The organism is Streptomyces sp. NRRL F-5630 (assembly GCF_000719475.1).
GTDB lineage: Bacteria > Actinomycetota > Actinomycetes > Streptomycetales > Streptomycetaceae > Streptomyces.
The window spans coordinates 64,365-88,535 of the sequence record NZ_JOGO01000009.1 but is presented as its reverse complement, the minus strand read 5'-3'; the positions used below and the strand labels follow the sequence as shown (position 1 = coordinate 88,535).

The 24,171-nt window shown below is 72.3% G+C and carries 24 protein-coding genes, 1 tRNA gene and 1 pseudogene; 18 read left to right on the top strand and 8 right to left on the bottom strand.

What is annotated here, in order from left to right:
• Positions 1-20 precede the first annotated feature (20 nt).
• The 14 genes and pseudogenes from IF99_RS0106870 (at position 21) to IF99_RS34265 (ending at position 11,908) form a co-directional block, all read left to right on the top strand.
• Complete coding sequence (locus IF99_RS0106870; protein WP_030995448.1) at positions 21-1,376, top strand: cytochrome P450; 1,356 nt, start codon at positions 21-23, stop codon at positions 1,374-1,376.
• 295 nt (positions 1,377-1,671) lie between these two features.
• Complete coding sequence (locus tag IF99_RS0106865; protein ID WP_030995447.1) at positions 1,672-2,940, top strand: cytochrome P450; 1,269 nt, start codon at positions 1,672-1,674, stop codon at positions 2,938-2,940.
• Positions 2,937-3,758, top strand: a complete 822-nt coding sequence (locus IF99_RS0106860; protein WP_030995446.1) for an enoyl-CoA hydratase/isomerase family protein — start codon at positions 2,937-2,939, stop codon at positions 3,756-3,758. The genes IF99_RS0106865 and IF99_RS0106860 overlap by 4 nt, the downstream gene beginning before the upstream one ends.
• A gap of 121 nt (positions 3,759-3,879) precedes the next feature.
• Positions 3,880-4,380, top strand: coding sequence for an HD domain-containing protein (locus IF99_RS0106855; protein ID WP_030995445.1), 501 nt, complete (start codon positions 3,880-3,882; stop codon positions 4,378-4,380).
• A 754-nt stretch (positions 4,381-5,134) separates the two neighbouring features.
• Positions 5,135-5,740 (top strand): ATP-binding cassette domain-containing protein, encoded by a 606-nt coding sequence (locus tag IF99_RS0106845; protein ID WP_030995443.1) that lies wholly within the window; start codon positions 5,135-5,137, stop codon positions 5,738-5,740.
• Positions 5,737-6,606 carry a hypothetical protein gene (locus IF99_RS0106840; RefSeq protein ID WP_030995442.1) on the top strand — a complete coding sequence of 290 codons (870 nt, stop codon included), beginning with the start codon at positions 5,737-5,739 and terminating at the stop codon, positions 6,604-6,606. Before IF99_RS0106845 ends, IF99_RS0106840 begins: the two co-directional genes overlap by 4 nt.
• Positions 6,607-6,787: 181 nt before the next feature.
• Positions 6,788-7,810 (top strand): terpene synthase family protein, encoded by a 1,023-nt coding sequence (locus tag IF99_RS0106835; RefSeq protein WP_158716581.1) that lies wholly within the window; start codon positions 6,788-6,790, stop codon positions 7,808-7,810.
• 578 nt (positions 7,811-8,388) lie between these two features.
• Complete coding sequence (locus tag IF99_RS0106825; RefSeq protein WP_030995440.1) at positions 8,389-8,592, top strand: hypothetical protein; 204 nt, start codon at positions 8,389-8,391, stop codon at positions 8,590-8,592.
• A gap of 1 nt (position 8,593) precedes the next feature.
• Positions 8,594-9,127, top strand: a complete 534-nt coding sequence (locus tag IF99_RS0106820) for a DUF6879 family protein (RefSeq protein ID WP_030995439.1) — start codon at positions 8,594-8,596, stop codon at positions 9,125-9,127.
• Positions 9,124-9,966: a helix-turn-helix domain-containing protein gene (locus IF99_RS0106815; RefSeq protein ID WP_030995438.1), complete on the top strand. Its 843-nt coding sequence runs from the start codon at positions 9,124-9,126 to the stop codon at positions 9,964-9,966. Before IF99_RS0106820 ends, IF99_RS0106815 begins: the two co-directional genes overlap by 4 nt.
• An 87-nt stretch (positions 9,967-10,053) precedes the next feature.
• A pseudogene (locus IF99_RS35565) lies at positions 10,054-10,494 on the top strand (hypothetical protein).
• Complete coding sequence (locus IF99_RS0106805) at positions 10,491-10,700, top strand: hypothetical protein (RefSeq protein WP_030995437.1); 210 nt, start codon at positions 10,491-10,493, stop codon at positions 10,698-10,700. Before IF99_RS35565 ends, IF99_RS0106805 begins: the two are co-directional and overlap by 4 nt.
• Positions 10,701-11,256: 556 nt before the next feature.
• Positions 11,257-11,658 carry a hypothetical protein gene (locus IF99_RS0106800; protein ID WP_030995436.1) on the top strand — a complete coding sequence of 134 codons (402 nt, stop codon included), beginning with the start codon at positions 11,257-11,259 and terminating at the stop codon, positions 11,656-11,658.
• An 85-nt stretch (positions 11,659-11,743) separates the two neighbouring features.
• A complete protein-coding gene (locus IF99_RS34265; protein ID WP_199806463.1) occupies positions 11,744-11,908 on the top strand; it encodes a hypothetical protein in 165 nt (54 codons plus the stop codon).
• 319 nt (positions 11,909-12,227) lie between these two features.
• On the opposite strand, the gene IF99_RS0106795 is transcribed toward IF99_RS34265, so the two are convergent.
• Positions 12,228-12,299, bottom strand: a tRNA-Val gene (locus tag IF99_RS0106795).
• 127 nt (positions 12,300-12,426) lie between these two features.
• Between IF99_RS0106795 and IF99_RS0106790 the strand changes: the two genes are divergently transcribed.
• The 3 genes from IF99_RS0106790 (at position 12,427) to IF99_RS0106780 (ending at position 15,060) form a co-directional block, all read left to right on the top strand.
• The gene (locus tag IF99_RS0106790) at positions 12,427-13,209 is read left to right on the top strand and encodes a DUF4097 family beta strand repeat-containing protein (RefSeq protein ID WP_234340606.1); all 783 of its coding nucleotides are present in this window, start codon (positions 12,427-12,429) and stop codon (positions 13,207-13,209) included.
• Positions 13,210-13,331: 122 nt separating this feature from the next.
• Positions 13,332-14,777, top strand: a complete 1,446-nt coding sequence (locus IF99_RS0106785; protein WP_030995434.1) for a hypothetical protein — start codon at positions 13,332-13,334, stop codon at positions 14,775-14,777.
• A 64-nt stretch (positions 14,778-14,841) separates the two neighbouring features.
• On the top strand, positions 14,842-15,060 hold the full coding sequence (locus IF99_RS0106780) for an FmdB family zinc ribbon protein (RefSeq protein ID WP_030995433.1): 219 nt from the start codon (positions 14,842-14,844) through the stop codon (positions 15,058-15,060).
• 103 nt (positions 15,061-15,163) lie between these two features.
• Here the strand turns inward: IF99_RS0106780 and IF99_RS0106775 are convergent, their stop codons facing one another.
• From IF99_RS0106775 to IF99_RS0106765, 3 genes are read right to left on the bottom strand one after another with little or no spacing between them, the layout of a single operon-like run.
• Entirely contained in the window at positions 15,164-15,991 is an 828-nt protein-coding gene (locus IF99_RS0106775) for a hypothetical protein (RefSeq protein WP_030995432.1), read from the bottom strand.
• Positions 15,988-18,423: a phosphoribosyltransferase gene (locus tag IF99_RS0106770; protein ID WP_030995431.1), complete on the bottom strand. Its 2,436-nt coding sequence runs from the start codon at positions 18,421-18,423 to the stop codon at positions 15,988-15,990. The genes IF99_RS0106775 and IF99_RS0106770 overlap by 4 nt, the downstream gene beginning before the upstream one ends.
• A 44-nt stretch (positions 18,424-18,467) precedes the next feature.
• Entirely contained in the window at positions 18,468-19,643 is a 1,176-nt protein-coding gene (locus IF99_RS0106765) for an HpcH/HpaI aldolase/citrate lyase family protein (RefSeq protein ID WP_030995430.1), read from the bottom strand.
• 197 nt (positions 19,644-19,840) lie between these two features.
• Between IF99_RS0106765 and IF99_RS0106760 the strand changes: the two genes are divergently transcribed.
• Positions 19,841-20,590, top strand: a complete 750-nt coding sequence (locus tag IF99_RS0106760; protein WP_037826541.1) for a TerD family protein — start codon at positions 19,841-19,843, stop codon at positions 20,588-20,590.
• 27 nt (positions 20,591-20,617) lie between these two features.
• On the opposite strand, the gene IF99_RS0106755 is transcribed toward IF99_RS0106760, so the two are convergent.
• From IF99_RS0106755 to IF99_RS0106740, 4 genes are all read right to left on the bottom strand, one after another.
• Positions 20,618-21,364 (bottom strand): Tellurium resistance, encoded by a 747-nt coding sequence (locus tag IF99_RS0106755; protein WP_030995428.1) that lies wholly within the window; start codon positions 21,362-21,364, stop codon positions 20,618-20,620.
• Between the two features lie 182 nt (positions 21,365-21,546).
• On the bottom strand, positions 21,547-22,674 hold the full coding sequence (locus tag IF99_RS0106750; RefSeq protein WP_030995427.1) for a DUF475 domain-containing protein: 1,128 nt from the start codon (positions 22,672-22,674) through the stop codon (positions 21,547-21,549).
• Positions 22,675-22,747: 73 nt separating this feature from the next.
• Positions 22,748-23,323 carry a TerD family protein gene (locus IF99_RS0106745; RefSeq protein WP_030995426.1) on the bottom strand — a complete coding sequence of 192 codons (576 nt, stop codon included), beginning with the start codon at positions 23,321-23,323 and terminating at the stop codon, positions 22,748-22,750.
• A 227-nt stretch (positions 23,324-23,550) separates the two neighbouring features.
• Complete coding sequence (locus IF99_RS0106740; RefSeq protein ID WP_030995425.1) at positions 23,551-24,126, bottom strand: TerD family protein; 576 nt, start codon at positions 24,124-24,126, stop codon at positions 23,551-23,553.
• Between the last annotated feature and the right edge of the window lie 45 nt (positions 24,127-24,171).

The window sequence follows — 24,171 nt, the reverse complement described above, 5'->3', positions numbered from 1 at the left end:
CGGTTCATGAAGGAAGTCCGATGAACGCTCATCGCGCGTCCGCCCCGACCGGCGGCGGATGCCCCCTGCACGACGCGGCCTTCGCCGCCGACCCCCACCGGGTGTACGACAAGCTGCGCGCCGAAGGCGCCGCCGGGGCCGTCGAGCTGGCCCCCGGGATCGAGGGCACACTCGTCGTCGACCACGGCACGGCTCTCCAGGTGCTGCGCAACACGGAACTGTTCGTGCGCGACTCGCGCCGCTGGCGGGATCTCGTCGAGGGGCGCGTCGCCGCCGACAACCCGCTGCTGCCGATGCTGGGCTACCGGCCCAACACGATGTTCAGTGACGGCTCCACGCACCTGCGCCTGCGCAAGGCGGTCACCGACAGCCTCGCCAAGCTCAACATGAGCCGGATACGCCGCGATGTGGAGCCCATCGCGGACCACCTCCTGGACCAGTTCAGCGAGCGGGGCCGGGCGGATCTGCTCGCCGACTACGCCAAGCTGCTGCCGCTGCTGCTCTTCAACAAGCTCTTCGGCTGCCCCGCCGGTATCGGCGACACCCTCACCTCGTCGATGTCGGCCATCTTCGACGGCCGCGACCCGCTGCGCGCCAACGAGGAACTGACGGCGTGCCTCATGGAGCTGATCGCGCTCAAGCGGCGCCAGCCCGGTGACGACATCACGTCCTGGCTCATCCAGCACCCGGCCGGGCTCACCGACGCCGAGCTGAACGACCAGCTCGTCATGATGATGGGCGCCGGTGTCGAGCCGGAGCGCAACCTCATCGGCAACACGCTGCTGCTCATGCTCTCCTCCTCGGGCGACCACGACTCCGGGCCGCAGATCGAGGAGGCGATGGACCACGTGCTGTGGAACGCCTCCCCGATCGCCAACTACGCGGCCCACTACCCCGTGCAGGACGTGGACTTCGGCGGGCACATCGCCGAGGCGAACACCCCCGTCCTCATCTCCTTCGCGGGCGCCAACGGCGACCCCCGGCTCGCCGAGGCGCGCGGCAACCAGAGCAAGGGAGCGCACCTCGCCTGGGGCGCGGGCCCGCACGCCTGCCCCGCCAAGGACCCCGCCCAGGTCATCGCGAGCGCCGCCATCGAGCGGCTGCTCAACGCGCTGCCCGACCTCGCGCTCGCCGTGCCCGAGCACGAACTGCGCTGGCGTCCCGGCCCCTTCCACCGTGCCCTGGTCTCCCTGCCGGTGAATTTCAGCCCTTCTCCGGCCACCCGCATGGCCTCCCACCGCCCCCAGCCGGCACCCGGCGAGGAGCGGCAGCCCCCCTCCGGCGGCGCGCGGGGCGCGGGCGGCACGGCGGGTGCGGCCGAACCAGCCCGCAAGAAGGGCTTCTGGTCGGCGTTCCTCGACGTCTTCCGCGCCTGACCTCCCCTCGGGTCCACCGGGACCCCGGCGTGCGTGACTGATCATCACCTGGTGATAATTCAGGCCGACTTCGAAGTGCGCGTTTCGAGGTGCGGAGGGCCCGTACAGGGCCCTCCGCACCTCTGTCGCACCCGGAGCGAATCACGACAGAAGCAGAGAAAAAGAGGCACCGCGCACGGTGTTTTCGAGGCCAGAACCACCGCATGTGACAGAGGAAACACCCTGTGGCGCATGACATGCAGACGGGAAGGGTAACTTTCGCCGGTAACGGCAGCCTTGGCCGAAGGAGCTATGCGTGAACGCCGTGAGCCATCACCCCGGCACTCCCACTGTCAGCCGCCGTGCCATCATCCCCCTGCTGCGGCGACTTCGCAGCCCCGAGGGGACAGCGAACCCGCGCCCCGTCTGGGCCGCCCTCCACGAACTCGGCGACATCATCCCCGCACCCTGGGGCGGCTATTTCGTGGTCGGCTTCGACGCCTGCAACGAGGTCCTGCGCGGCAGGAAATGGCAGACCACCGATTTCGCCTGGCAGGAACGCCAGAGCAACCCGGAACGCTGGGCCGACCTCGCGACCCGGGAGATGACCCGCACCCTCCCCCGGCTCAACGCCCCGGCGCACACCTGCCAGCGCCGCGCCGTCGGCACCCCCTTCGACCGTGCCTCGGTCGAAGCCCTGCGCCCCGTGATCGCCACGCTCGTCTCCTCGCTCCTCGACGAACTGGAGGCCGAGATGAGGGTCGAGGGGCACGCCGACTTCATGCGGATCGTGGGCGAGCAGTTGCCCGCCCGCTCGGTCGGCGAGTGGATCGGCATCGATCGCGCCGACCATGCCCACCTCCTCGATTTCACCCACCGCCAGGTCTACGCGCAGGAGTTGCTGCCCACCAGGACGCAGCTCGCCGTCTCCGAACAGGCCACCCTGGAGATGCGGGAGTTCTTCACCCGGCTCATCCGCGAGCGCCGCGCCCAGCCCGGCGACGACGCCCTCACGCAGTGGATCGCGCACTTCGACGCCTTGTCCGAGGGCGACCGGGCCGCCGCCGACCAGGTCATCTACGACCTCACCATGTTCGTCACCATCGCCTCGCTGGAGACCAGCGCCGTCCTCCTCGGCAACACGGTCCACCTCGCCACCGCCGACCCGGGCCGCGCCGCCTGGCTGGGCGCGCACCCGGAGCACATCCCGTCCATGGTCGAGGAGACGCTGCGCTACGACCCGCCCATCGCGATCAACTCCCGCGTCGCTTCGGAGGATCTCGTTCTCGCCGGGGTCCCGGTACCGCGCGACACCACGGTCCACGTGATGTACGGGGCCGCCGCGCACGATCCGCGCCGCAACCCCGACCCGGACACCTTCGACCCGCTGCGCCGGGGCGGTCACCTCTCTTTCGGGGGCGGCCTGCACTACTGCCTGGGAGCCGGTCTGGCCCGGCTGGAGGCCCAAGAGCTCCTCCACCAAGTGCTGCAACGTTTCCCCACTTTGCGCGCGGTCACACCGCCCGTTTTCGACGACACCCGCCTCGTCTTCCGCCGACTCGTCTCCCTGGACGTCCAGATATGACCGACCGACCGGAGCCCGCCGGAGCACCACCGGCCACGCCCGTACCGCCTTCCCCGCTCTCCCACCTCCCCCTGGACAGCGACCGCAAAACCCTCCGCACCCGCCGCGAGGGCGGCCTGCTCGTCGTGGAGCTGCGCGAGCAGGAGCAGGGCAACGCCGTCACGGACACCCTGCTCGACGAGTTGCACGAAGTGCTCGACGCCCAGGACAGCGCGACGAAGGTCGTCGTCCTCACCAGCGCCGGGCCCGATTTCTGTCTCGGCGGCGACCGCCACGAACTTTCCGCGCACATGGCCGACGACCCGGCCGGGGGCGCCGTACGCCTCTCCGGCGCCCGGGCCCGCCGTGTGTGCGAGGCGCTGAGCACGGGACCCGCCGTGACCATCGCCCGCGTCCAGGGACGCGCGATCGGCGCCGGATTCGCCCTCGCGCTCGCCTGCGACCTGCGTGTCGGCGCCGAGACCGCCAGCTTCCGCCTGCCCGAACTGGCCCTCGGCCTGCCGGTCGCCTGGGGCGGCCTCCTGCCCCGCCTCATCAACGAGGCCGGCGCGGCCCGCGTCCGCGAGTTCGTCCTGACGGCCCGTGTGATCGAGGCCGAGGAGGCGCTGCGCCTGTCGATCCTCCAGCGGGTCGTGCCGGAGAACGCTCTGGACGCCGCCGTCCTCGCCTGGGCCAAGCCGCTGCTGCGCCGTTCCCCCACCGCGCTGCGCCTCACCAAGACGCTCTTCAACGCCCACGCGGCCCCCACCCGGCTGGCCGACGCGAGCCTCCTCGACCCGGAACTCATGGCCCTCGCCCTCACCGAGCTGCGCCGCTGAGCCCGCCGCTCCCGGCCGACGGAGCCGAGGAGCCGCGCGGCCCGGAACACGAGGAGCGCGTCGACCCCCTCCCGGGATCAACAGCTCCCGCTCCCCCGCCCCTTCGGGCGAGAATGGCGCCATGACGACCGTCGCCGAGGCCGATGCCCTCGCCGCCCTCGCCCATGCCGGGCAGGTGGACAAGATCGGCGTGCCGTACCTCGCCCACGTCCGCGCCGTGGCCGCCGGGCTCGCCCCCTTCGGCCCCGACCTCCAGAGGGCCGGACTGCTGCACGACATCATCGAGGACACCGAGCGGACGGCCGAGCGGCTGCGCGCGGCGGGGGTCCCCGACCGGGTCGTCGCCCTCGTCGAGGCCGTGACCAACGTCCCCGGCCTCGCCTACGAGGAGAAGATCCGCCGTATCGCGGCCGACCCGCTCGCCGCCCTCGTGAAGATCGCGGACAACGCCCACAACAGCCGTGCCGACCGGACCGCTCACCTCCCCCCGCCGCAGGCGGAACGGCTGACCGCCAAGTACCGCGCCGCCCGCTCCGTCCTGTGGGCAGCCGTCCCGGCCAAGGACATCGCGACGATCCTGGCGCGCGTCAACCCGGACCTGCTGAAGGAGCTGCGGGCGTAGGCCGCGCGGTGCGGGGGCCTGCGGGGGTCACAGTACGGGGCGGCCCCGCCCGCCCCGAGCAGCCTTCCTCCGCCGCCGGGCCGGTGGCACGCCGGGGGGAGGTCGGCTAGCGCGCGACCCGTCGCCGGGGCCGTCCCACGAAGGGCGCCACACCCCCGTACACGAGGGAGACCACGGCCCACCGGAGCCCGAAGTCCCACCCCCACTTCCCCGTCACCGCGGACATCACCACGGCCACGACCCCTCCGACCACCACCGCCGCCAACACCCACCGCAAGAACCGCCTCATACCCCCGCGCCTACCCGCGACGACGCGGGAAAGACCCACCCGCCGAACCACCGTCCAGGTGGGGCCCTTGCCGGCCCGGCCGGGTCCTCAGGCTCGGCAAGGCCCCGCCGGCCACAGGCAATCGAGTCGCTCGCCCCGTACCTGGCCATCGCCCCCCGCCCGCGAAAAGCCCCTCAGCGGCCCCGAATAGGGCGGGGAGGCGTCTCTTTCGGTTGCTCGCCCGGTCCCCTGGCCGCCTGGCCGCCTGGCCGGAAGCGCAGCCCTCAACCGCCCCTCCCCTTCCGGTCCTCGTGGCAGAACTGGTCTCCACACAGTGGCGCTCACGCGACGGATCGAGTTACCCGGTGTGTCTGTTTCACCGTTTCGAGCGGTTTGACGATGCGGTTATGGGCTTGGCCGTGCCCCTGGCCTCGGTTTTCCCGATGACATGGCGGCAGGAGCACTGGATGGGTGGGAGGCGGCGCGGTGGAGGTGAGGGGGGTGCATCACGCCTACCGTCGGCGGGTGGTCCTGCGGGGTGTCGACTTGGACCTCGGGCCTGGTGTGCTGGCCGGGATCGTCGGCGAGAACGGCGCGGGCAAGACGACCTTGCTGAAGATCCTCGCCGGTGAACTGCGTGCGGATCGTGGGGCGGTGTGTCACCGGGGACGTTTCGGCTACTGCCCGCAGGATGTGGTCCTCAACGACGCCCTGACCGTCCGACAGCACCTGGAGTTCTTCCAGACGGCCTTCGCGCTTGACGATCTGTGTCATGCCGAGAGGGTCATGGAGGCCCTGCGGTTCTCCCAGTACGCCGATGTGCGGGCCGGGATGCTCAGCGGCGGGACCCGGCAGAAGCTGAACCTCACGCTCGCGCTCATGCACGATCCCCAGGTCCTGCTGCTGGACGAGCCGTACCAGGGGTTCGACTGGGACACCTACCGGCGGTTCTGGGAACTGGCCGCCCAGTTGCGCGACGCCGGTCGCTCCGTCCTGGTCGTCTCCCACCTGGCCTACGACACCGAACGGCTCGACGAGCTGTGGCGCCTGGAGGCGGGCACACTGCGCCTGGAGACGGCGGCAGCGGCATGAGGAGACGCCTGAAGCTGTTCACCACGGCCACCCGGTACGACCTGATCGAGCACGCCCGCAACCGGTTCGCCATGCTGCTGGTCGTCTTCTTCATTCCCACCTGGGTCAGCCTGGTCTACCTCACCATCCCTGGCAAAGCGGCCCCGTTCCGCCTGGTGTCCACCGGAGAGCGGCTGGCGCCGGCCGGAAACGAGCTGACGCAGATCACCGGGGCCCTCAACGCCGTCACCCTGGTCACCGGGTTCATGATGTTCGCCGCCACCTTCACCGGCGGACAATTCGACCGGCGCCTGGCCATGGCCGGCTACCCCCGCGCCCATCTCGTCCTGGCCAAGGCGGCCTCCTTGGTCCTGGCCTCCGCACTCCTCGCCGCCTACGCCACCGAAGCCATGTGCCTCGCCTGGACACCGAGACAACCCCTCCTGCTGGCCGCCGCCCTGTTCTGCGCCGCGCTGACGTACGGCGCCCTCGGCGTGGTCTTCGGCTCCCTGCTGCGCCGCGAGGTCGAGGGCATGTTCGCCCTGGTGATGACGAGCGTCATCGACGTCGCCCTGCAGAACCCCGTCGTCAGCTCCGGCGCCGACAACCCGCTGACACACCTGCTGCCCACCTACGGCTCCGTCCAGTCCGCCACCGCGGCCGCCTTCTCCACCACCTCCACACCGGCGTACCTCGCCCTGCAACTGCTGTGGTGCGCCGTCGCCACGTTCCTGGGTCTCCTGGCTTTCCACCACCGCACCCGCAACGCCCTGCCCCGGTCCAGCCGTCACCACCGGCCTTCGACGGCGGACCCGCGCGACGCCGCGTCCCCCGAAGCCCAGCGGGCAGCAGCCGCCGGCCGGAACTCCTCGCCCAGCGCCCCGTGACCGGTGTCCGGTCGGGCGGCGCGCGCTCCGCCGACCGCGCGGGAACGCCCTCCGTCCCTCGCCCTCAGGACTCCCCATCGACCACCGACGAAGGAGCAGCATGAGCAGCACATCGGAAGCGGATCAGACGGTGATTCCGGCCCCGCGGGGAGGCACGCCGCGCTTCCACTACCCTCTGCCGATGTCGGCGCCCTCCCACGTCCCCACGGAGGTCATGGCCGAGGTCCAGGCGTGGAAAGAGTCGTACGGGTTTCCCGAACTGAGCCCCGGACCCCACCACGTCCCCGGCACCGTCGTGACCTGGTGCCTCGGAAGGTACTCCACCTCACAGACCGACAAGGCGGTGATCCGCGCCATCGGCTGCCTGGCCGAGTGGGCGCTCGTCATCGACGACGCTGTGCTCGATCACCCGGAGGCCCGCAGTCGGGTCGGCGACGTCGTCCGCCTCGTGGGGCAGATCACCCGCGTGTTGGAATCCCCCGGATACCGGGTACCGGAGACTGCAAGTCCCTTCATCGCGGCAGTACATGACGTGATGGAGCAATTGCGCGCCGCGTGCACACCGACCCAGGTGGCCCGTCTGAGCGGCGGCATGAGGGCCGTGCTCACCAGCGGCGTGCACAAGATCCACCTGGACGAACCCGACGAAGACGAATACCTCGCCCTGCGCATCCACGACATCGGCGGGTACGTGCTCGCGACGGAGATCGAGATGTGCGGCCCCGCCCCCCTCCAGGACGAGGACTGGAACGCACCGGCGGTCCAGGCCCTGATCGGGTGCGCCATTCTGCTTGTCGCCGTGGAGAACGACGTCGTCTCCTACCACAAGGAGAAAGCAGAAGGCCAGACGTCCCCGAACTTCCTGGGCATCCTGCAAACGACCCGCCGGCTCTCCTTCGACCAGGCCGTCACCGCGGCGATCGAGACGCGCGACCGCCTGATGCTTCTCTTCCTCCGCCTGCGCGAGCGCCTGCTGCCCACGGCCGAGACGCCTCTCCAGTACCTCATCGACCGGCTCGGCCAGCTCATCGTCGCCAACACCGAAGTCACCCTGTGCGCGCCGCGCTACAACCCGACAGCCGCACCACGCACGGCTCTGGAAGACGTCATCAGGACACCCGAGTGCTGGGCCCCCTCGCTGTCGACCACCGACACCAGCCCCCTGCGCTACCCGAGCATCTCCTGGTGGTGGGACCACTGCTGAGGAAACCACAGGCTGCGGCGGCCATGACGTTTGGGCTTCACTCCGGGCAGGGCCGCGCCTGGAGCTGAGCCGGTGCGCGGGGCCAAGCCCCGTCCGGCGCTCCCGGGCGGGCTCGTGCCTCGCTCGCCCTCGGGCACCCCCCGCAGGTCCGCGCCGTAGCGGCTGCGGCCGTCGCGCTCGTTGTGGGCCCGCTCCCCTGGAGCCAGTCCCGCGCGACACAACCGGCGGTCGGACTTCACCGCCGTCACGGAGCGCCTGGACCGCGAGCCGCGCGACGAGCGCACGCAGCGCCGCGTCCTCACGCGCTACGTGATCGAGCTGTGGCGCTGGGGCGGACGCGTCGGCCCGGACACCCCGGTCGGCCCGCCTCCGGACCCCCGCCCGCCGACCTGGACCTGACTCCCTGGCACCAGTAACCCGCCCTCTCCCCGCCACGCGCGGGGGGCTTTCTGTTGCTCGGGCATTGCTCGGTCTCGATGTTCCACCGATCATCGGCGCAATTCCCAGCAATCGCCCCCCACCGCCGCTCGCTCCGGAGCATCCTGAGCGGACGTTCAGCCGACATGGAGGAAGCAGACATGACGCTGCGGTTCATCGGCACCACCAGCGAAGACGGGGACTGCCCCACCCTCTACGAGATCGAGGAAACCGGCGACATCGTCGTCCAGGGGGACCGGCTCACCGACCCCGAGCACTTGGAGCAACTCCGCGACGTAAAGGACTCCGAGACCTTCGTCGTCGTCCCCCGGGAACTGCTTACCCGCTACGCGCCGAAGGAGTGACGTGTCGCTGATCCCCTTCTCGGATGCCGCTCACCTGTTCAAAGAATTCGAGGAGGAGGCGTGGCGCCTGGAGACACGCAAGGGCTACGCCTCCGACCGCTCCAGCCCAAGCTGGGATCGCTTCTCTGCCGGTGACGAGTTCGGATACGACCCGAACCGCCCCTGGCACGCAACGGTCCGCGCAGCCACGAGCGCAGGCAAGAGATTCGCTCGGGTGCGTCTCATCGACTCACCACCCACCGAGGGACAGCGATTCCTTCTCGCCACCGGCCTCGGTAACGTGGCAGCAGGCGAGGACATTCGGAACCTCTGGCGCGCCGATGCAGAGCGCCTCGGCCTTCCCGCCGAGGACTTCTGGCTCTTCGACTCACGGCTGCTTGCACGCTTCGTCTTCGACGAGGACGACGTGACCCTCGGCGTGATGCTTTCCGAGGACGCGAACGAAGTCGCTGCCGCGTGCTGGGCCCGCGACCTTGCGACAAAGCACGCGATCCCGACCCGCGACTTCATTCTCCAGGTACCGTCCCGCGCGTGAGCAATGACTTTCAGTCTGCCCGCGTGGCCCTCGGTGCGCGGCTCCGCGAGCTGCGCACCGAGGCCGGACTCGACGGGAAGAGCGTGGCGGAGCTGCTGGGATGGCAGCGGTCAAAGGTGTCCCGGCTGGAAAACGGGCGGCAGACTGCCTCGCGGCCCGACCTGGAAGCGTGGGCGCAGGCGGTCGGCCGGCCTGAAGCGACCGCCGAACTGGTGGGGCTCCTCGCTGGCATGGCCTCGCAGGTCCGATCGTGGCAGCGGCAAGTGGCAGCGGGGCATCGGAGCCGACAAGAGCTGGGGACGGCTGAGACGCGGCAGACCAGACGGCTCAGGGCGCTCGAAATGGTCCGCGTCCCCGGGCTGCTGCAGACCGCCGACTACGCGCGCTGCCTCTTCACCGCCAGCGCAGAGTTCCGCCGGACCCCCCGGGACACGGAGGAGGCGGTCCGTAGCCGCGTACAACGCCAACAGGCCCTCTACGAGCCAGGCAAGCGCTTCGAGTTCCTGGTGTGGGAGGCGGCGTTGCACGCCTTGCCCTGCCCTCCCGAAGTCATGGCCGCTCAGCTTGATCGGCTCGTGTCCCTTATCGGCCTGGACACTGTGGACCTCCGCATCGTCCCCATGACGGCACGGTTGCGGCGCACTCCGTCCCACGGCTTCTGGATTTACGATCAGCGCCTCGTCATCGTGGAGACAATGGCAGCCGAGCTGTGGCTGACCGACGAAGCCAGCATCGCGCTCTACGAAAAGGCGTGGTCCTGGGCTGCCGAGTCGGCCGTGTCAGGCCCTCACGCACACCGCCTGATCGCGCGCGCCAGGGCCTCCTTGGGGCTCGCGTAGCAGCAATCCGCACAACCCCCGCGCCCGGTCCGCAATGCGACGCAATCGCCGCGCGAGCGCACAACCCGGCCGCCTACGGTCCGTGGCATGGCAGTCATCCGAGGTGAGATCGGGCGCCGCTGGCTCACACGCACCATGGCGAACCCGCAGCAGGCACTCCGCACATGGGCGCACGACGACCGGCTCGTGCCCGTTCCCTCGTCCGGCGCGTGGCGGGTCGTCGAGGCGCCGCTCTACCCGTCGATCGATGCCATGTGCGCCCTTCGCGCCTCGGGGGCGCTGGGCCCTGTCCTCGCCTCCGTCCGCGAACCGCTGGCCTGGTGACTCGTGCCGGCCGACGAGGCGGACAACCTCTCCCACCGCAAACAGCTCACCGTCCACCCACGCGGCTGGGTACTCGACTGCCCGCACGAAGGCATCGGAAGCGAGGGGCGGTTGTGGCTCGAACCCCCGGACGGGAGCGGGCGACTCACACCCGCGGCCCAGCTCGACGCCGCGTTCGGCCCGGCCGGGGTGACGGCCCGGTGAGTACCCACGCGAACGAGGACCTCCTCCCCGCCGTCGAGACGCTCACGGCCGAGCAACTGCGCGGCGCCGCGTGCGTGTGGTGCGAGACGGCACTCCGGCCCGGCATCGACGACGTCGACCTCGGCGCCCGCCGGGCCACCCGCAACGGGCCCGCCTGGTTCCCGCGCGGTTGCCCCCGTTGCTGCTATGGCGGGGAGGACCGATGACCGCCAGGCGCGCCCGCACCATCGCCTGGTGCGCGTGGCACCGCGACCTCGCGGGACGACATCGTCCTCGTCCAGCCGGCGCCCGAACCCGCCACCGACCCCGGCGGCGTCCTCTACGCCTGCCGCCGCTGCCGCGAGACGTACCGCCTGATCTCCAGGAAGAAGCGAGGAGCATGTCCGAGAAGGAGAGGTCCGCGTTCGCCGCCGTCAATGACCACGCGACCGAGTGCTGCGCGCTGCCGGGGCGGCGACGACGAATGCCCCGCAGCGGCCACGTTGTACCGGGCCTGGCGATCCGCCCGGCGCCTCGGGCGCGGCGAGGAGGTGGCGTCGCGCGCACACCAGCACATGTGAGTCTGCGGCCTCCCCTTCGAGCCAGCCCAGGCGGTCGGGGCGATACCCCGAGAGGCCGTCTCCGGGGCCCGGCCCGACGCCTCGGTGCACGCGGGCTGCCCGCCGCGCCGCGCGTGCCTGCCGCGCCGCCTCCCGAGCGTCCCCGCACATGCCGTGCCTGGGTAGGGTTGCCGACGCCCCGCCCCGAGAAGAGGAAGAGATCATGCGCCCCGAGCAGCTCCAGGACTACGCCCTCGACCTCGCGAAGAACGCGCCCGGCGTCACCCGCGTGCAGACCCTCGCCGATGCCGGGGACAAGACGCACCCCTACGGCCTCGCGATCACCCGTGGCAAGGACGAGCGCTGGCAGTTCATCGGGCAGCTCGCCCCGGGCGAGAAGTTCGACGCCCCGACCGCGCCCGTCGAGGGCACCCCGGCCTCCGGCCCCGCGCCGGCCGGGGACGCGGGCGCCGAGGAGTGGCTCGCCGGAATCCTCCTCGCCGCCGAGAACCCCCAGATCGCCGCGGTCACCCGCTGGTCCACCCGCGAGGGCGAACGGTCCGGGAACTACGGCCTCACCATCGACTACCACAACGGCGCCAAGACCTTCGTCCGCGCCCTCTGAGGCTTCGCCGCCCGGCCAGGGCCCGGCCGCGCGACGAGGAAACGCACCACCACAGGAATCCATCGACCTCTTCCAGGAGGACGCTATGCCTGTACGTGCCCGACGACGCGACTTCGACCCCGGCCGCTGGTACGGCAACTGCCCCGCCTGCGGGCAGAGTGTCGGCTCCCAGACCGGCGAGCCCACCACCATCCACCAGCCCCCGGGCGACCGCAGCACCTGCCCGGATAGCGGTCAGCCCGCCCTGTAGCAGGACCTCCGACTCCCCGCCCCACGCCCCCCGTCAGGGGCGGGACGCCGCAGCCCCCGGCCGGAGCGCACGGTCGGCCGGGGGCTCACGGCAGCAGGTCGCGCACCTCGCAGTCGAGAGCGGCGGCGAGGTCGGCGAGGTGGCTGATCCTCGCGTCCGACCCGGGTTCTCATAGGAGGGATTGAGGAGACAGCCGCCCGTATCGAGGACGTAGGGCGCACGTAGCGCGGATGTAGTGACCGCGCGGATATGCGAGAAAGGGCGCCCCGCTCCCCCGCCTGAACAGGCAGGTCGTGCGGGGCGCCCCAGCTCTTCCCGGTGGGCGCGGACGGTTTCGAACCGCCGACATTCGCCTTGTAAGGGCGACGCTCTACCCCTGAGCTACGCGCCCGGGTCGAGCCGACAGCCTACCTTGCCCCGAGCGGGGGCCGGGACAGGGTGCGGTGGGGAAAACCCCCGGCTGAGGGCGGGGGGTCGCGTCATCGTGGGGAGGACCCACGGACTCGTACCGTCGGGGGGTGACGACGGCGAGCGGGGACGGGGGAAACATGCGGCGGGTGCGTGCGGTGGTGGCGGTGGTGCTCGGGACGGGGCTCGTGGCGGTGCTCGGCGGGTGCGCGGACGCCTCGGAGGCGAAGGCGGAGCACCGGGCCTGGGCCTTCGAGGGGAAGCGGCTGACGGTCGACGTGGACGGCGCGCGGCTCCGGGTCGTCGCGGCCGACGTCGAGAAGGTCGAGGTCACGCGGCGGATCGCGGGCCACGTCGTGCTGGGCAAGGGGCCGACGTCCACATGGGGGCTCGACGGCGACCGGCTGCGGTTGCGGACCTCGTGCGCGGGGGTCGTCGCCGACTGCGACGCGCGGTACGAGGTGAAGGTGCCGCGCGCGCTCGCGCTCACGGTGCGGGGCAAGGACGGCGGGGTCAGCGTCTCGGGGTTCCGGACGGCGGTCGCGGCGCGGGTGGACGACGGCTCGCTCACGGTGCGGGACGTCTCGGGGCCGCTCGACGTGCGCACTGCGGACGGCAGCGTCGACGCGCGCGGGATCGGCTCGCGCACCGTGCGGATGCGGAGCACGGACGGCTCGCTCCACCTCGTGGCCCGTACCGCGCCCGCGCTCGTCGACACGGACTCCAAGGACGGCTCGACGACCGTGGAGGTGCCGGGCTCGGTCCGGTACGCCGTGCGGACCGAGGTCAGGGACGGGAGTACGCACGTCTCCGTGGACCGTGCGGAGGACGGCGCGCACAAGGTGCGGGCGCGCAGCGTCGACGGCTCCGTCACGATCCGCGCGGCGGGCTGACGGCCCCGCCGCACCACCCGTCACAACCGGCACCCGCTTCCGCGAACTTTTGGGCCCGCGCGTTCGTCCTCCTGGATGGGAGAATGAAACGAGCAAGCGAGACGCGGCACGGGAGAGGGATTGTGACGGCGACACCTCGGCGGTCGTGCACCGGGCGGGCGGCACGGCGGCCCGGACCGGGTGCCGCTCCTGAAGGGCCCGCGGCCCGCCCCTCCCGTTCCCCGGCCCGCCCGGCGCGGTCCCCGCTGCGCGATGTCGTGGCGCTGGCCCTGCTCCCCCTCCCCCTCCTCCTCGCGCTGCCCGGCGCCCTCACCGGGGGCGGGGCCGGTTCGCGGCGCTGGTTCGGCGGTGGCGGGCGGGGCGAGAGCAGACGCGCGGAGGCGCAGGCCGCGAAGGACGCCGCCGCGAGCGCCTTCTACGAGCTGGACACCGCGCAGCGCGATCTACGCATCTCAATCGAGACGATCTCGGCCGTCGACGACACCCCCGCCGGGCAGCGCGCGGTCTCCGATTTCGCCGCGCTCGGCCGGAAGATCGACGAGGCGAGCGGGACGTACATCGCCGCCGTCGACGCCGTGGACCTCGACCGCGACGAGCTGGACGGCGCGGCGGCCTCGCAGGCGCGGCGCGCGCTGGACGGCGCGAAGGACGAACTGACGCGCGTCAAGGCGGAGCTCGACCGGTTCGCGGAGAGCCTCGGGCCGCTGCTCGGCAAGGCCGAGACGCAGCTCGCGCGGCTCGCCCCCGCCGTGGAGCGCGCCAAGCAGTCGCTGCTCGCCACGACGACCGCGCTCGACACCGTACGGGCCCAGGGGCTGCGCGCCGACGACTTGGCCGCGCGGCTCGCGGCGCTCGCCCCCGAGCTGACCCGGCTCAACGAGGGCGCCGCGCGGCACGGCGTGGCGGAGACGATCCAGCGCGCGGACCGGGTCCGCCGGGAGGCGGAGGCGCTGCGCGCCGAGGCGGAGCGGCTGCCGGAGCGGGCCGGGGAGATCGACCGGCGGCTCGTCTCGCTGCGGACGAGGGCGGAGGCGCTGACGACGCGGAGCGCGCAGGTCGAGCCGGTGCTCAGTGAGTTGCGGCGCCGGTTCACCGCGCCGTGCTGGCAGGACCTCCAGCACGTGCCGGAGGAGGCGGCCAAGCACGTGGCGCAGGCGGGCGCGAAGCTCGCGGAGGCGCGGCAGGCCCGCGAGGCACAGCGCTGGGCCGACGCGACCGCGCTGCTCGCGACCGTGCGGGCGCTGCTCGACGAGACCGACGAGGCGGTCTCGGCCGCCGGGGACCGGCTGCGGCAGCTCAACGAGGTGGCGAAGGACCCGCAGCGCGAGATCGAGCGGACGCGCTTCGCGGTACGGGACGCGCAGCGGCTCGCGATGACGGGCCGCCACACCCCGGACCCGCGCCACGCCCGCCCGCTCGACGACGCGGTGGCGCGCCTGGACCGGGCGGTGGCGGCCCTGGAGGGCCGCCACCCGGACTACTGGCAGTTCCTGCGCGAGACGGAGGCGGTGCGCGAGACGGCCGCGCGGGTCGTGGAGCTGATCCGCGAGGAGCGCGGCGGGAGCTGAGGCGGTACGGGCACGGCCTCCGGGCACTCTCGCCGGGCCGCGCCCGCGCCCGTACCCTGTGCTCATGCCTCGATACGAGTACCGCTGCCGTGCCTGCGGCGACACCTTCGAACTGAACCGTCCGATGGCCGAGTCGGGCGCTCCCGCGAACTGTCCGGCGGGGCACGCGGACACCGTCAAGCTGCTCTCGACCGTCGCCGTCGGCGGCCGGGCCTCGGGCGGTGCCGCGCCCGCGCCGCAGGGCGGGGGCGGCGGCTGCTGCGGAGGCGGCTGCTGCGGCTGAGGACGGGCCCACCGAAGGCACCGGGGAGGCCGCCCGCAGGGGCCGGGGAGCCGTCCTCCGGACCCGGGGCTCCCAGGAGGCCGGGGCCGGGCCGACGCCCCGCTCAGCCCCCGGCCCGCTCCTCCTCCTCCGCCGCCTTCAGGAACCTGCGGACGATCTCCTCGCCTGCCGCGGCCCCCACCTCCTCCAGCGCCGTCACGCCCTCGTGCCGCCAGCCCTGGTCGGCGAGTTCGCCGTGGCCGGGACGCCAGGCGCGGTCGGCGGCGGTGAGCAGGTCGGCGTCGAGGAGCGAGTCGCCCGCCGCGAGGGTGAGCGTCGCGCCGGTGCGGTCGGCGACCTCGCGGAGGGCCGCGCTCTTGGTGAGGGCGCGCGGCACCGCGTAGAGCTTGCGGCCCTGGAGCGAGACGGTCCAGCCGTGGGCGTGCGCCCAGGCGGCCGTCTCGTCGAGCCAGTCGGCGGGGAGGAGCGCGCGGTCGACGACGAGGTAGGCGAAGAGGTCCTCCGCGACGCGTTCCTTGAGGAGCCACGTGGGCTCCGCGCCGTCGAGCAGGCGCTCGCGCATCGCGGCGAGCGGCGCCGAGCCGTCGGCGACGGCGCGTTCCACCCGGCGGCTCCAGGCGGGGTCGCTCTCGCCGTCGACGAGGATGCGGCCCCCGTTGGCGCAGATCGCGAAGCGGGGCGGGGGGCCGGGGAGGTGGACGCGGGCGTACTGCGCGGGGGTGCGCGTCGTGGTGGGGACGAACGCGGTGCGCGCGGCGAGTTCGGTGAGGAGCGCGGCGGCGGTCTCGGTGACGTACGAGAGCGGCTCGCCCCGGTAGACCTCGACGCACAGCAGCCGCGGGGCCTGTTCGTCGGGGCCCGTGAGGGCGAGCGCGCGCGAGGAGTAGATGAGGGTGCGGTCGAGGTCGCTCGCGACGAGGACGGGGCTCACGCGACGTTCACCGCCTTGCCGTTCGCGCCGGTGGCGCCGCGCGTGTAGCGGGGGTGGATGAGCCCCACGCACGTGTACGGGAGGTCGTCGGTCTCCTCGACGGGGACGCCGCGCTGCTCGGCGAGGAGCCTGATGTGGTCGAGGTCGGCGCCCGCGTCGCGTCGCGCGACGATGCGCCACGGCACGCGGCGCAGGAGGACGCGTGTGGTCTCGCCGACACCGGGCTTGACGAGGTTGACGTCGTTGATCCCGTACTCCTCGCTGAGGCGTTCCACCGCCCGCCAACCTTCCCACGTCGGCGCGCGGTCGCTGCCGGCGAGTTCCTTGACGCGCTGCCCGACGGTCTCGGCGACCTCGGTGAAACGGGCGGCGACGGTGTCGACGAAGGCGTTCGAGACGTCCGCACCGGCCAGTTCGCGGTAGAACTTGGCGCCGTGGAAGTCGTCGGGTCCGACGAGGTCGGCGCGCAGGACCGTACGGGATATGAGCCCCGAGACGGTGGAGTTGAGGCACGCGGACGGGATGAGGAAGTCCTCGCGCGTGCCGTAGGTGCGTACGCAGGAGCCGGGGTCGGCGAGGACGGCGAGCCCGGGGTCGAAGCCCGGGAAGTCCTCCAGGGCTTCGGCGAGTTCGCGGGTGATGGCGCCCTTGCCGGTCCAGCCGTCGACGAAGACGACGTCGCGCGGGTCGTGGTGGGCGGCGAGCCAGCGCAGCGCGTTGGCGTCGATGCCGCGTCCGCGCACGATCGAGACGGCGTAGTGGGGCACGTCGATGCCGTGCCGCTCTCGCGCCCAGCGCCGCATGAGCACCCCGACGGGGGTCCCGGCGCGGGCGAGCGAGACGAGGACGGGGCGCGGGGAGCGCTCGGCGAGCACCGTCTCGGTGACGGTGCCCACGGCGGTCGCGACGCGCGCGGCGGAGGCGTCGAGCGCCTCGTGGTAGAGCCGCTGGTAGGCGGGGGTCGGCTGGTACTCGACGGGCAGCGACTCGGCGTAGTGCGCGCCGCCGCTCTGGATCGCCTCCTCGCGCTCCTCGGTGGGGGCTTCGAGCGCCGTGTCCGAGAGGTCCTGGAGCAGCCAGCCGACGTCGGCGGCGGGGTAGCTTGAGAAGGCGGGGCCGCGGAGCGGTTCGGGGAGCAGGGTGTCCTCCGGTGCGGTACGGGGGTGGGGGACGCGGGGCGCGTGGTGCGGGAGCGCCGCGTACAGGAGCCGGGGAGTGTGCGCGGCGAGCGTGTCGAGGAGGCCGCCGGGGGCGTGGAGCGCGGGGGTGTCGCCCGCGGCGTCGGTGACGAGGAGGAGCGCGTCGAAGCCCGCGCCCGCGACGTTGTAGGTGTGGCGCGGGCCGGGGCCGTCCGCCGGGTCGTCGTGGGCGGGGAAGGTGAGCGCGGTGCGGATCGCGTAGCCGGGGTCGTCGACGGCGAGGACCGGGGAGCGGGTCGTGGTCGAGAAGCACACGTCCCACTCCGGCGCCTCCGTCTCGACCGCCTCGGCGAGGCGCAGCGGCGCGTACATCAGCTCCTCGGTCCCGAGGACGAGCAGCCGCCCGCCGCCCTCGGGGAGCGCCGCGCGCACGTGCTCGGCGAGGCCGGGCAGCGCGGCGTCGAGCCGGTCCCTGTCGGCGGGCGTGAAGCCGTGGCGGCCCCCTTCGGGGAGCCCGGCGGGCCAGTCGAGCTCCAGGCGCAGGGGCGTCGCCCGGGTCCCCGCGTCGTCGGCGGTACGGGCCCGGCCTGCCTGGCGCGCTTCCTCGGCGGCCACCAGGGCGAGCCCGCGGTCCAGCACGTCGGGGGGCAGCTCGACGTGACCGGCGACGGCGGCGACGAGGTCGACGCGGGCGTCCAGCTCGGCGGCGAAGGCGTCGAGGCGGGCGCGGTCGGCGGGGCCGCGCATGTCGGTGAGGGCGACGACGACGTAGTGGGTGCGGGGGCTCAGGGCGTGCAGTTCGCGCAGGGTGTTGATGACGGTGGAGCCGGTCGAGAACTCGTCGTCGACGAGGACGAGCGGTCCCGGGGCGGTGAGCAGCGCCGGGTCGGCGGGGAGCAGGAGATGCGAGGTGGCGTGCGAGTGCGCCTCCTCGAAGCCGCCGACGGGGGTGATGCCGGGGACGGGGCGGCGGGTGGAGTGGAGGTACGGGGCGGTGCCGATGCCGTCGGCGACGCAGTGCCCGAGTCCGGTGGCGGTCTCGGCGTAGCCGAGGACGACGGCCTCGTCCGCCGCCGCGCCGAGCAGGGCCCGGACCTCGCGGCCGAGCGCGCGCCCGGCCTCGGCGACGACGCGCGGGGAGCGCGGGACGTGCTTGCCGAGGACGTGCGAGACGAGGAGGTGGGCGCGCTTGGGGTTGCGGCGCAGCGCGAGGCCGAGCATGTCCTCGATGCCGGGGCCGCCGCTCAGCCGTACGCCGAGGCGCTCGGTGACCCAGCTTCCTGTCCACACCACGTGTGCGTCTCTTTCGTCCGGTCGCCGGGGGTGTCGCGCGGGGCTCACAGGGCGTCCTGGGGGGTGACGGCGGCGAGGAGGTCGACGAAGCCGACGTCCTCGCGGGCGACGCCGAAGGCGTCCGCGCGGCGCAGGACGCGCTCGGCCCAGGCGCGGTGCGGCTTCACCTCGTTCATCTTGTTCGTGTACGCGGAGCGGAGCACCCCGCCCCCGCCCCGCTCGGGCCGCAGGATGTCCTCGGCGTCGCTGTACTCCTCGTGCGTGACGACGGAGAGGGCGTGCACGGGGGCGACGTGGCTGGGGTGGATGCAGGTCTTGCCGAGCAGCCCGTTGGCGCGGTCGAGCGCGATCTCGCGCAGGAGTCCGTCCATGTCGTGCTCGATGAGCGCGTCCCGCAGGTCGTCGGCCTCGCCGCCGACGAAGGGCGTGCGGCGCAGCTGGGGCTTGAACATGCGCTCGGCGACGGGGAAGTACTCCCAGACGGGTCCGGTGATGGTGAAGCCGCTGCCGTCCGCGCGGCCGAGGACGTTGACGACGTCGGCGATGACCGAGGCGACGATCCGGACGTCGTAGGCGGTGAGGTCGGCGGGCCTGCGCAGTCCGTAGGCGGAGCAGAAGTCGGTGACCCCGAGGCGCAGGGCGAGGACGCGGTCGCGGTGGGCGCCGACGGTGCGCGCGATTCCGGCCAGGGCCTCGTGGCGGGTCTCCAGGTGGAGCAGTTCGGGCGATTCGAGGACGGGCATCGCGTAGAGCCGGTGTCCGGCGGCGCTCTCGGCGGCGGCGAGGGCCTCCAGGAAGGCGAGTCCGCACTTCTCGGTGAACTTGGGCAGGACGAAGCCGCTGAGCACCCGGATCAGGGGGCCGAGACGGCGGGCGAGGTCGCCGAGCTGCTCGGGCGTGCGCACCCGCACGAAGAGCAGCGGGAGCCCGTCGGCGGGCCCGGCGGCGAGGACGCCGAGCTGGTGGACGAGGTTCCGCTCGGCGGCGGGCACGTCCTCGTCGCTGATGGAGTCCTCCAGGCACAGCACCATGGAGACCGTGCCGCGCGCGGCCTGCTTGCGCACGTCCTCGGCGAGCCGGGGCCGCGTCGCCGGCGTGTACAGGGTCGCGCCGAGCGCGGTCGCGAGGAACTCCGGCGGCGAGTCCGCGGCGAAGGGGCGCGGCTCCCGGTGGAAGAGCCGTGCGCGTTCCGCCGGGGCGATGTGCCCGAAATGCTGCATCTGACCCCGCAAGTGGAAGAAACGTTCGAAGAGAAGTGACCGGTAATAGTACGTACGGGCTGGCCGGAGTGGTTCCCCCGGCCCGTGAACTTCTGGTGTCCCCGGGGTGGGCGGCTCGACACGGAAGGGGCGCCCGCCCGTGCGGCACGGGGACACCCGCGTTGTCCACGGGTACCCCGGGAAGGCAGGATGACGGTATGACGCACGCCATGCTGAAAGGCTCGAACGTCCCGGTCGAGGCGGCGGCGGTCCGCGCCGTCGTGTGCTGGTCACCCAGCCCCGAGGTCTCGGTGGTCGACGCCTCGGCGCTGCTGCTCGGGGCGGACGGACGCGTGCGCTCCGACGACGACTTCGTCTTCTACAACCAGCCGAGGCACCCCTCGGGGACGGTGTGGAGCCTCGGCAAGCGGCGCCTGGGCAGCAGTATGCGGGACTCGATCCAGGCCGATCTGGCGCGGGTGGACGCGGAGGTGGAGCGGGTCCTGCTCGTCGCCTCGGCCGAGGGCCTGCCCTTCGAGGGCGTACGGGACCTGCGCCTGCTGCTGCTCGACGCGGCGGCCGGGGAGAACGCGGAGCCGTACGCGTCCTTCGACATCCGCCCGGAGACGGGCGCCGAGACGGCGCTGATCTGCGGGGAGCTGTACCGCAGGGGCGGCGAGTGGAAGTTCCGCGCGCTCGGCGAGGGGTACAGCAACGGCCTGATCGGCCTCGCGACGGACTTCGGCATCACGGTCGACGAGTCGGCGGCGCCCGCCCCGGCCCCGGCGGCGGAACCGGCCCCCGTCCCGGCCCCCGCCCCCGTCCCGGCCTACGGCTACCCGCCGCCCCCGGCGGCGCCCCCCGCCCCGTACGGGTACCCGCGGCAGCCCGTCCCCGACCCGTACAGCCACCCGCAGCAGGAGCCGGAGAGCGGCCTGCCGCTGATGGGGCCGCAGTTCCTCAGGTAACGGCTCGCGTCCGGCGCGGGCCGCTCCTCAGCGCCCCGCCTTCGGCTTGAACCCGCGCCCCCATTGCAGGCCCCACCCGTACAGGCGGTCCAGCTCGGCCTGGAAGCCGTACACGAACCGCACCTCCCGGTGCACGACCAGGTCGCCCTTCACGTTCTCGATCCGCAGCACCGCGCACGAGCGCGCCTCGGGGGCCCGCTCGTCGAGGTCGATGACGATCTGCCGGCCGCTGCTGGGGTAGAGGGTGACCTGCGCCTGCGTGCGCTCGAAGGCGGGCGTCTGGTCGTAGATGTAGACGAAGACGAGCAGCCGCTTGAACTCGTCCTTCTGGTCGAGGTTGACGTACATCGTCTCGCCGGAGGGGGCGCCGAAGCGGTCGTCGCCGCTGAGCTTGAGGTAGGGCGGCTCGTTGAGGTCGCCGAGGAAGCCGCCGAGCGGCTGCACGACGCCCTTGGTGCCGTCCTTCAGCTCGTAGAGGCAGCCGAGGTCGAGGTCGACATTGACCATGGACTGCGTGTGCGCCTGGACGACCTCGGGCTGGAAGAACTTCAGCGGGTTGCGCCAGCCGCCGCGCAGCCCCCCGCCGGGGCGCCGCTCGCCGAAGTCGCTCGTCCGCATCCGCCAGGAGAGATTGACCCGCAGGTTCCCCGAGACGGCGCCCTCTTTGGAGAGGGAAACCGTGGGGTGCCGTTTGGTCAGCTCGATCGCGCTGCCGCTCGTGTTTCCGCTGTCGAAGGCGGCGGCTCCGCCCCGCAGCCCGTCCAGGAAGGCCATGCCCCTCACACCTCTGTCGTTCCCGTCGTGACCAACGCGCGCGGGGCGGCCCGAGGTGTCCTCGGACCGCCCCGCACGAAGAGGGTGCCCAGCGCCCGGGTCCCGTTACACCCGGGCCCGCGCTTCTGCCGTGACCTGGCCGAAAGCGCGCGGCCCGGCTGTCTCCCGGATCCCGCGAGGGCTCAGGCGGAGACCTTTTCGGCCTCGTGCCCCTCCTCCGCCTCGATGCGCTTGTTGCGCCGCACCGAGGACCAGAAGGAAGCGGCGATCAGCACGACGCCGATGAGGCCGGTGACGACCTCGGGGATCTCGTACCGGATGGTGACGAGGAGGAGGACGGAGAGGGCGCCGATCGCGTAGTGCGCGCCGTGCTCCAGGTAGACGTAGTCGTCCAGGGTGCCCTGGCGGACGAGGTAGACCGTCAGCGAACGGATGTACATCGCGCCGATGCCGAGGCCCAGCGCCATCAGGATGATGTCGTTGGTGATCGCGAAGGCGCCGATGACCCCGTCGAAGGAGAAGGAGGCGTCGATGACCTCCAGGTAGAGGAACATGAAGAAGGCGCCCTTGCCGGCGAGCGCGACGGCGGAGCGGGACTTGCCGCTCTTGACGGCCTCCTCCTCGGCCTCCTCCTCGCGTTCCTCCTCCTCTTCGAGCTTGTTCTCGAAGAATCCGGAGAGCCCGCCGACGATGAGATACGTGATGAGCCCCGCGATGCCGGAGAGCAGGACGGTCTCGGCCTTGTCGACGTGGCCGCCGCCGTGCACGTGCGCGTGCGTCGCGACCGTCATGGAGGCGATGAGCAGCAGGATCAGGGCGACGCAGACCGACAGCATGTCGACCTTGCCCAGCTTGGCGAGCGGGCGCTCCAGCCAGCCCAGCCACTTGATGTCGTGGTCCTCGAAGATGAAGTCGAGGAAGATCATCAGCAGGAACATCCCGCCGAAGGCCGCGATGGCCGGGTGGGCGTCGGTGACGAGTTCCTGGTAGTGGTGCTTGTTGTTGATCGCGAGGTCCACGGCGTCGACCGGGTTGATCTTGGCGGTGACCGCCACGATCAGGACCGGGAAGACGAGCCGCATACCGAAGACCGCGATCAGGACACCGATGGTGAGGAAGATCTTCTGCCAGAAGGCGTTCATCTTCTTCAGGATTCCGGCGTTGATCACCGCGTTGTCGAAGGAGAGCGAGATCTCCAGGACCGCGAGGATCGCCACGACGCCGAAGGCGGTCCAGCCGCCGTAGAAGGCGGCGGCCACCAGGCCGAGCACGGTGATCGCGAAGGACCAGCCGAAGGTTTTCAACAGCACTGCGTATTCCCCATCGTTGGAGGGCCCCTCCGGACCTGTCTGGAGGAGCTCTCCCTCCGCGCCGTGTCCGGCTTTACGAAACGTTGACCCCGAAGTCTAGAGCGATGCCCCTGAGGCCGGACGCGTACCCCTGGCCCACCGCCCTGAACTTCCATTCCTGTCCGTAGCGGTAGACCTCGCCGAAGATCATCGCCGTCTCGGTCGAGGCGTCCTCGGAGAGGTCGTACCGGGCCAGTTCCTGCCCGTCCGCCTGGTTGACCACGCGGATGAAGGCGTTGGACACCTGCCCGAAGCTCTGCCTGCGGGCCTCCGCCTCGTGGATGGAGACGGCGAAGACGATCTTGTCGCAGTGCGCGGGGACCTTGTTCAGGTCGACGAGGAGCGACTCGTCGTCGCCCTCGCCCTCACCCGTGAGGTTGTCCCCGGTGTGCTCGACGGAGCCGTCGGGGCTCGTGAGCTGGTTGTAGAAGACGAACCACTCGTCGCCGAGGACCCGCCCGTTCGCGCACAGCAGGGCGCTGGCGTCGAGGTCGAAGGGGGCACCGGTGGTCGAGCGGGCGTCCCAGCCGAGGCCGACGAGGACGTTGCTCAGGTTCGGCGCGGCTTTGGAGAGGGAGACATTGCCTCCCTTGGCGAGCGTGACACCCATGTGTTTCCTCCCCTGGTGGACCGCTGAAGAGCGGAGGCGGTACGGAACAAGCCGCGCGCCGCCGTCCGGGCCGCCCGCGGCGGCGACGGCGCCCCGGGGGGCGGTCTCCGCCGCGGACGGGGGACGGGGGGCGCGCGGCCGGTCCCTGCCCGCACGGCTGCTCGGAGCCGCGTACGGCTCAAAACCTTCGTACGGCTCGGAGCCCCGGGGGGCTCGGTCCGTACGGCTCAGACGTTGACGCCGAAGTCCTGGGCGATGCCGCGCAGGCCCGAGGCGTAGCCCTGGCCGATGGCGCGGAACTTCCACTCGGCACCGTTGCGGTACAGCTCGCCGAAGACCATGGCGGTCTCGGTCGAGGCGTCCTCGGAGAGGTCGTAGCGGGCGATCTCGGTGCCGTTGGCCTGGTTCACGACGCGGATGAAGGCGTTGCGGACCTGGCCGAAGGACTGCTGGCGGTTCTCGGCGTCGTAGATCGAGACCGGGAAGACGATCTTGTCCACCGTCGCGGGGACGGCGGCGAGGTTGACCTTGATCGCCTCGTCGTCGCCCTCGCCCTCACCGGTGGTGTTGTCACCGGTGTGCTCGACGGAGCCGTCGGAGCTCTTGAGGTTGTTGAAGAAGACGAAGTCCCCGTCGCCGGAGACCTTGCCCTCGGCGTTCGTGAGGATCGCGCTGGCGTCGAGGTCGAAGTCGGTGCCGGTCGTCGTGCGCACGTCCCAGCCGAGACCCACGGTCACGGCGGTGAGGCCGGGGGCCTCCTTGGTCAGGGATACGTTGCCGCCCTTGCTGAGGCTGACTCCCACGGGTCCTCCAATGATGTCGGGGTGGGTGGCGGGTACCGGTCGCCA

Bases quoted from the DNA above. Each gene is read 5' to 3' on its own strand.
- IF99_RS0106870 (WP_030995448.1), top strand. From the start codon at position 21: ATGAACGCTCATCGCGCGTCCGCCCCGACCGGCGGCGGATGCCCCCTG.
- IF99_RS0106860 (WP_030995446.1), top strand. From the start codon at position 2,937: ATGACCGACCGACCGGAGCCCGCCGGAGCACCACCGGCCACGCCCGTA.
- IF99_RS0106855 (WP_030995445.1), top strand. From the start codon at position 3,880: ATGACGACCGTCGCCGAGGCCGATGCCCTCGCCGCCCTCGCCCATGCC.
- IF99_RS0106840 (WP_030995442.1), top strand. From the start codon at position 5,737: ATGAGGAGACGCCTGAAGCTGTTCACCACGGCCACCCGGTACGACCTG.
- IF99_RS0106835 (WP_158716581.1), top strand. From the start codon at position 6,788: ATGTCGGCGCCCTCCCACGTCCCCACGGAGGTCATGGCCGAGGTCCAG.
- IF99_RS0106825 (WP_030995440.1), top strand. From the start codon at position 8,389: ATGACGCTGCGGTTCATCGGCACCACCAGCGAAGACGGGGACTGCCCC.
- IF99_RS0106800 (WP_030995436.1), top strand. From the start codon at position 11,257: ATGCGCCCCGAGCAGCTCCAGGACTACGCCCTCGACCTCGCGAAGAAC.
- IF99_RS34265 (WP_199806463.1), top strand. From the start codon at position 11,744: ATGCCTGTACGTGCCCGACGACGCGACTTCGACCCCGGCCGCTGGTAC.
- IF99_RS0106780 (WP_030995433.1), top strand. From the start codon at position 14,842: ATGCCTCGATACGAGTACCGCTGCCGTGCCTGCGGCGACACCTTCGAA.
- IF99_RS0106765 (WP_030995430.1), bottom strand. From the start codon at position 19,643: ATGCAGCATTTCGGGCACATCGCCCCGGCGGAACGCGCACGGCTCTTC.
- IF99_RS0106760 (WP_037826541.1), top strand. From the start codon at position 19,841: ATGACGCACGCCATGCTGAAAGGCTCGAACGTCCCGGTCGAGGCGGCG.
- IF99_RS0106755 (WP_030995428.1), bottom strand. From the start codon at position 21,364: ATGGCCTTCCTGGACGGGCTGCGGGGCGGAGCCGCCGCCTTCGACAGC.
- IF99_RS0106745 (WP_030995426.1), bottom strand. From the start codon at position 23,323: ATGGGTGTCACGCTCGCCAAGGGAGGCAATGTCTCCCTCTCCAAAGCC.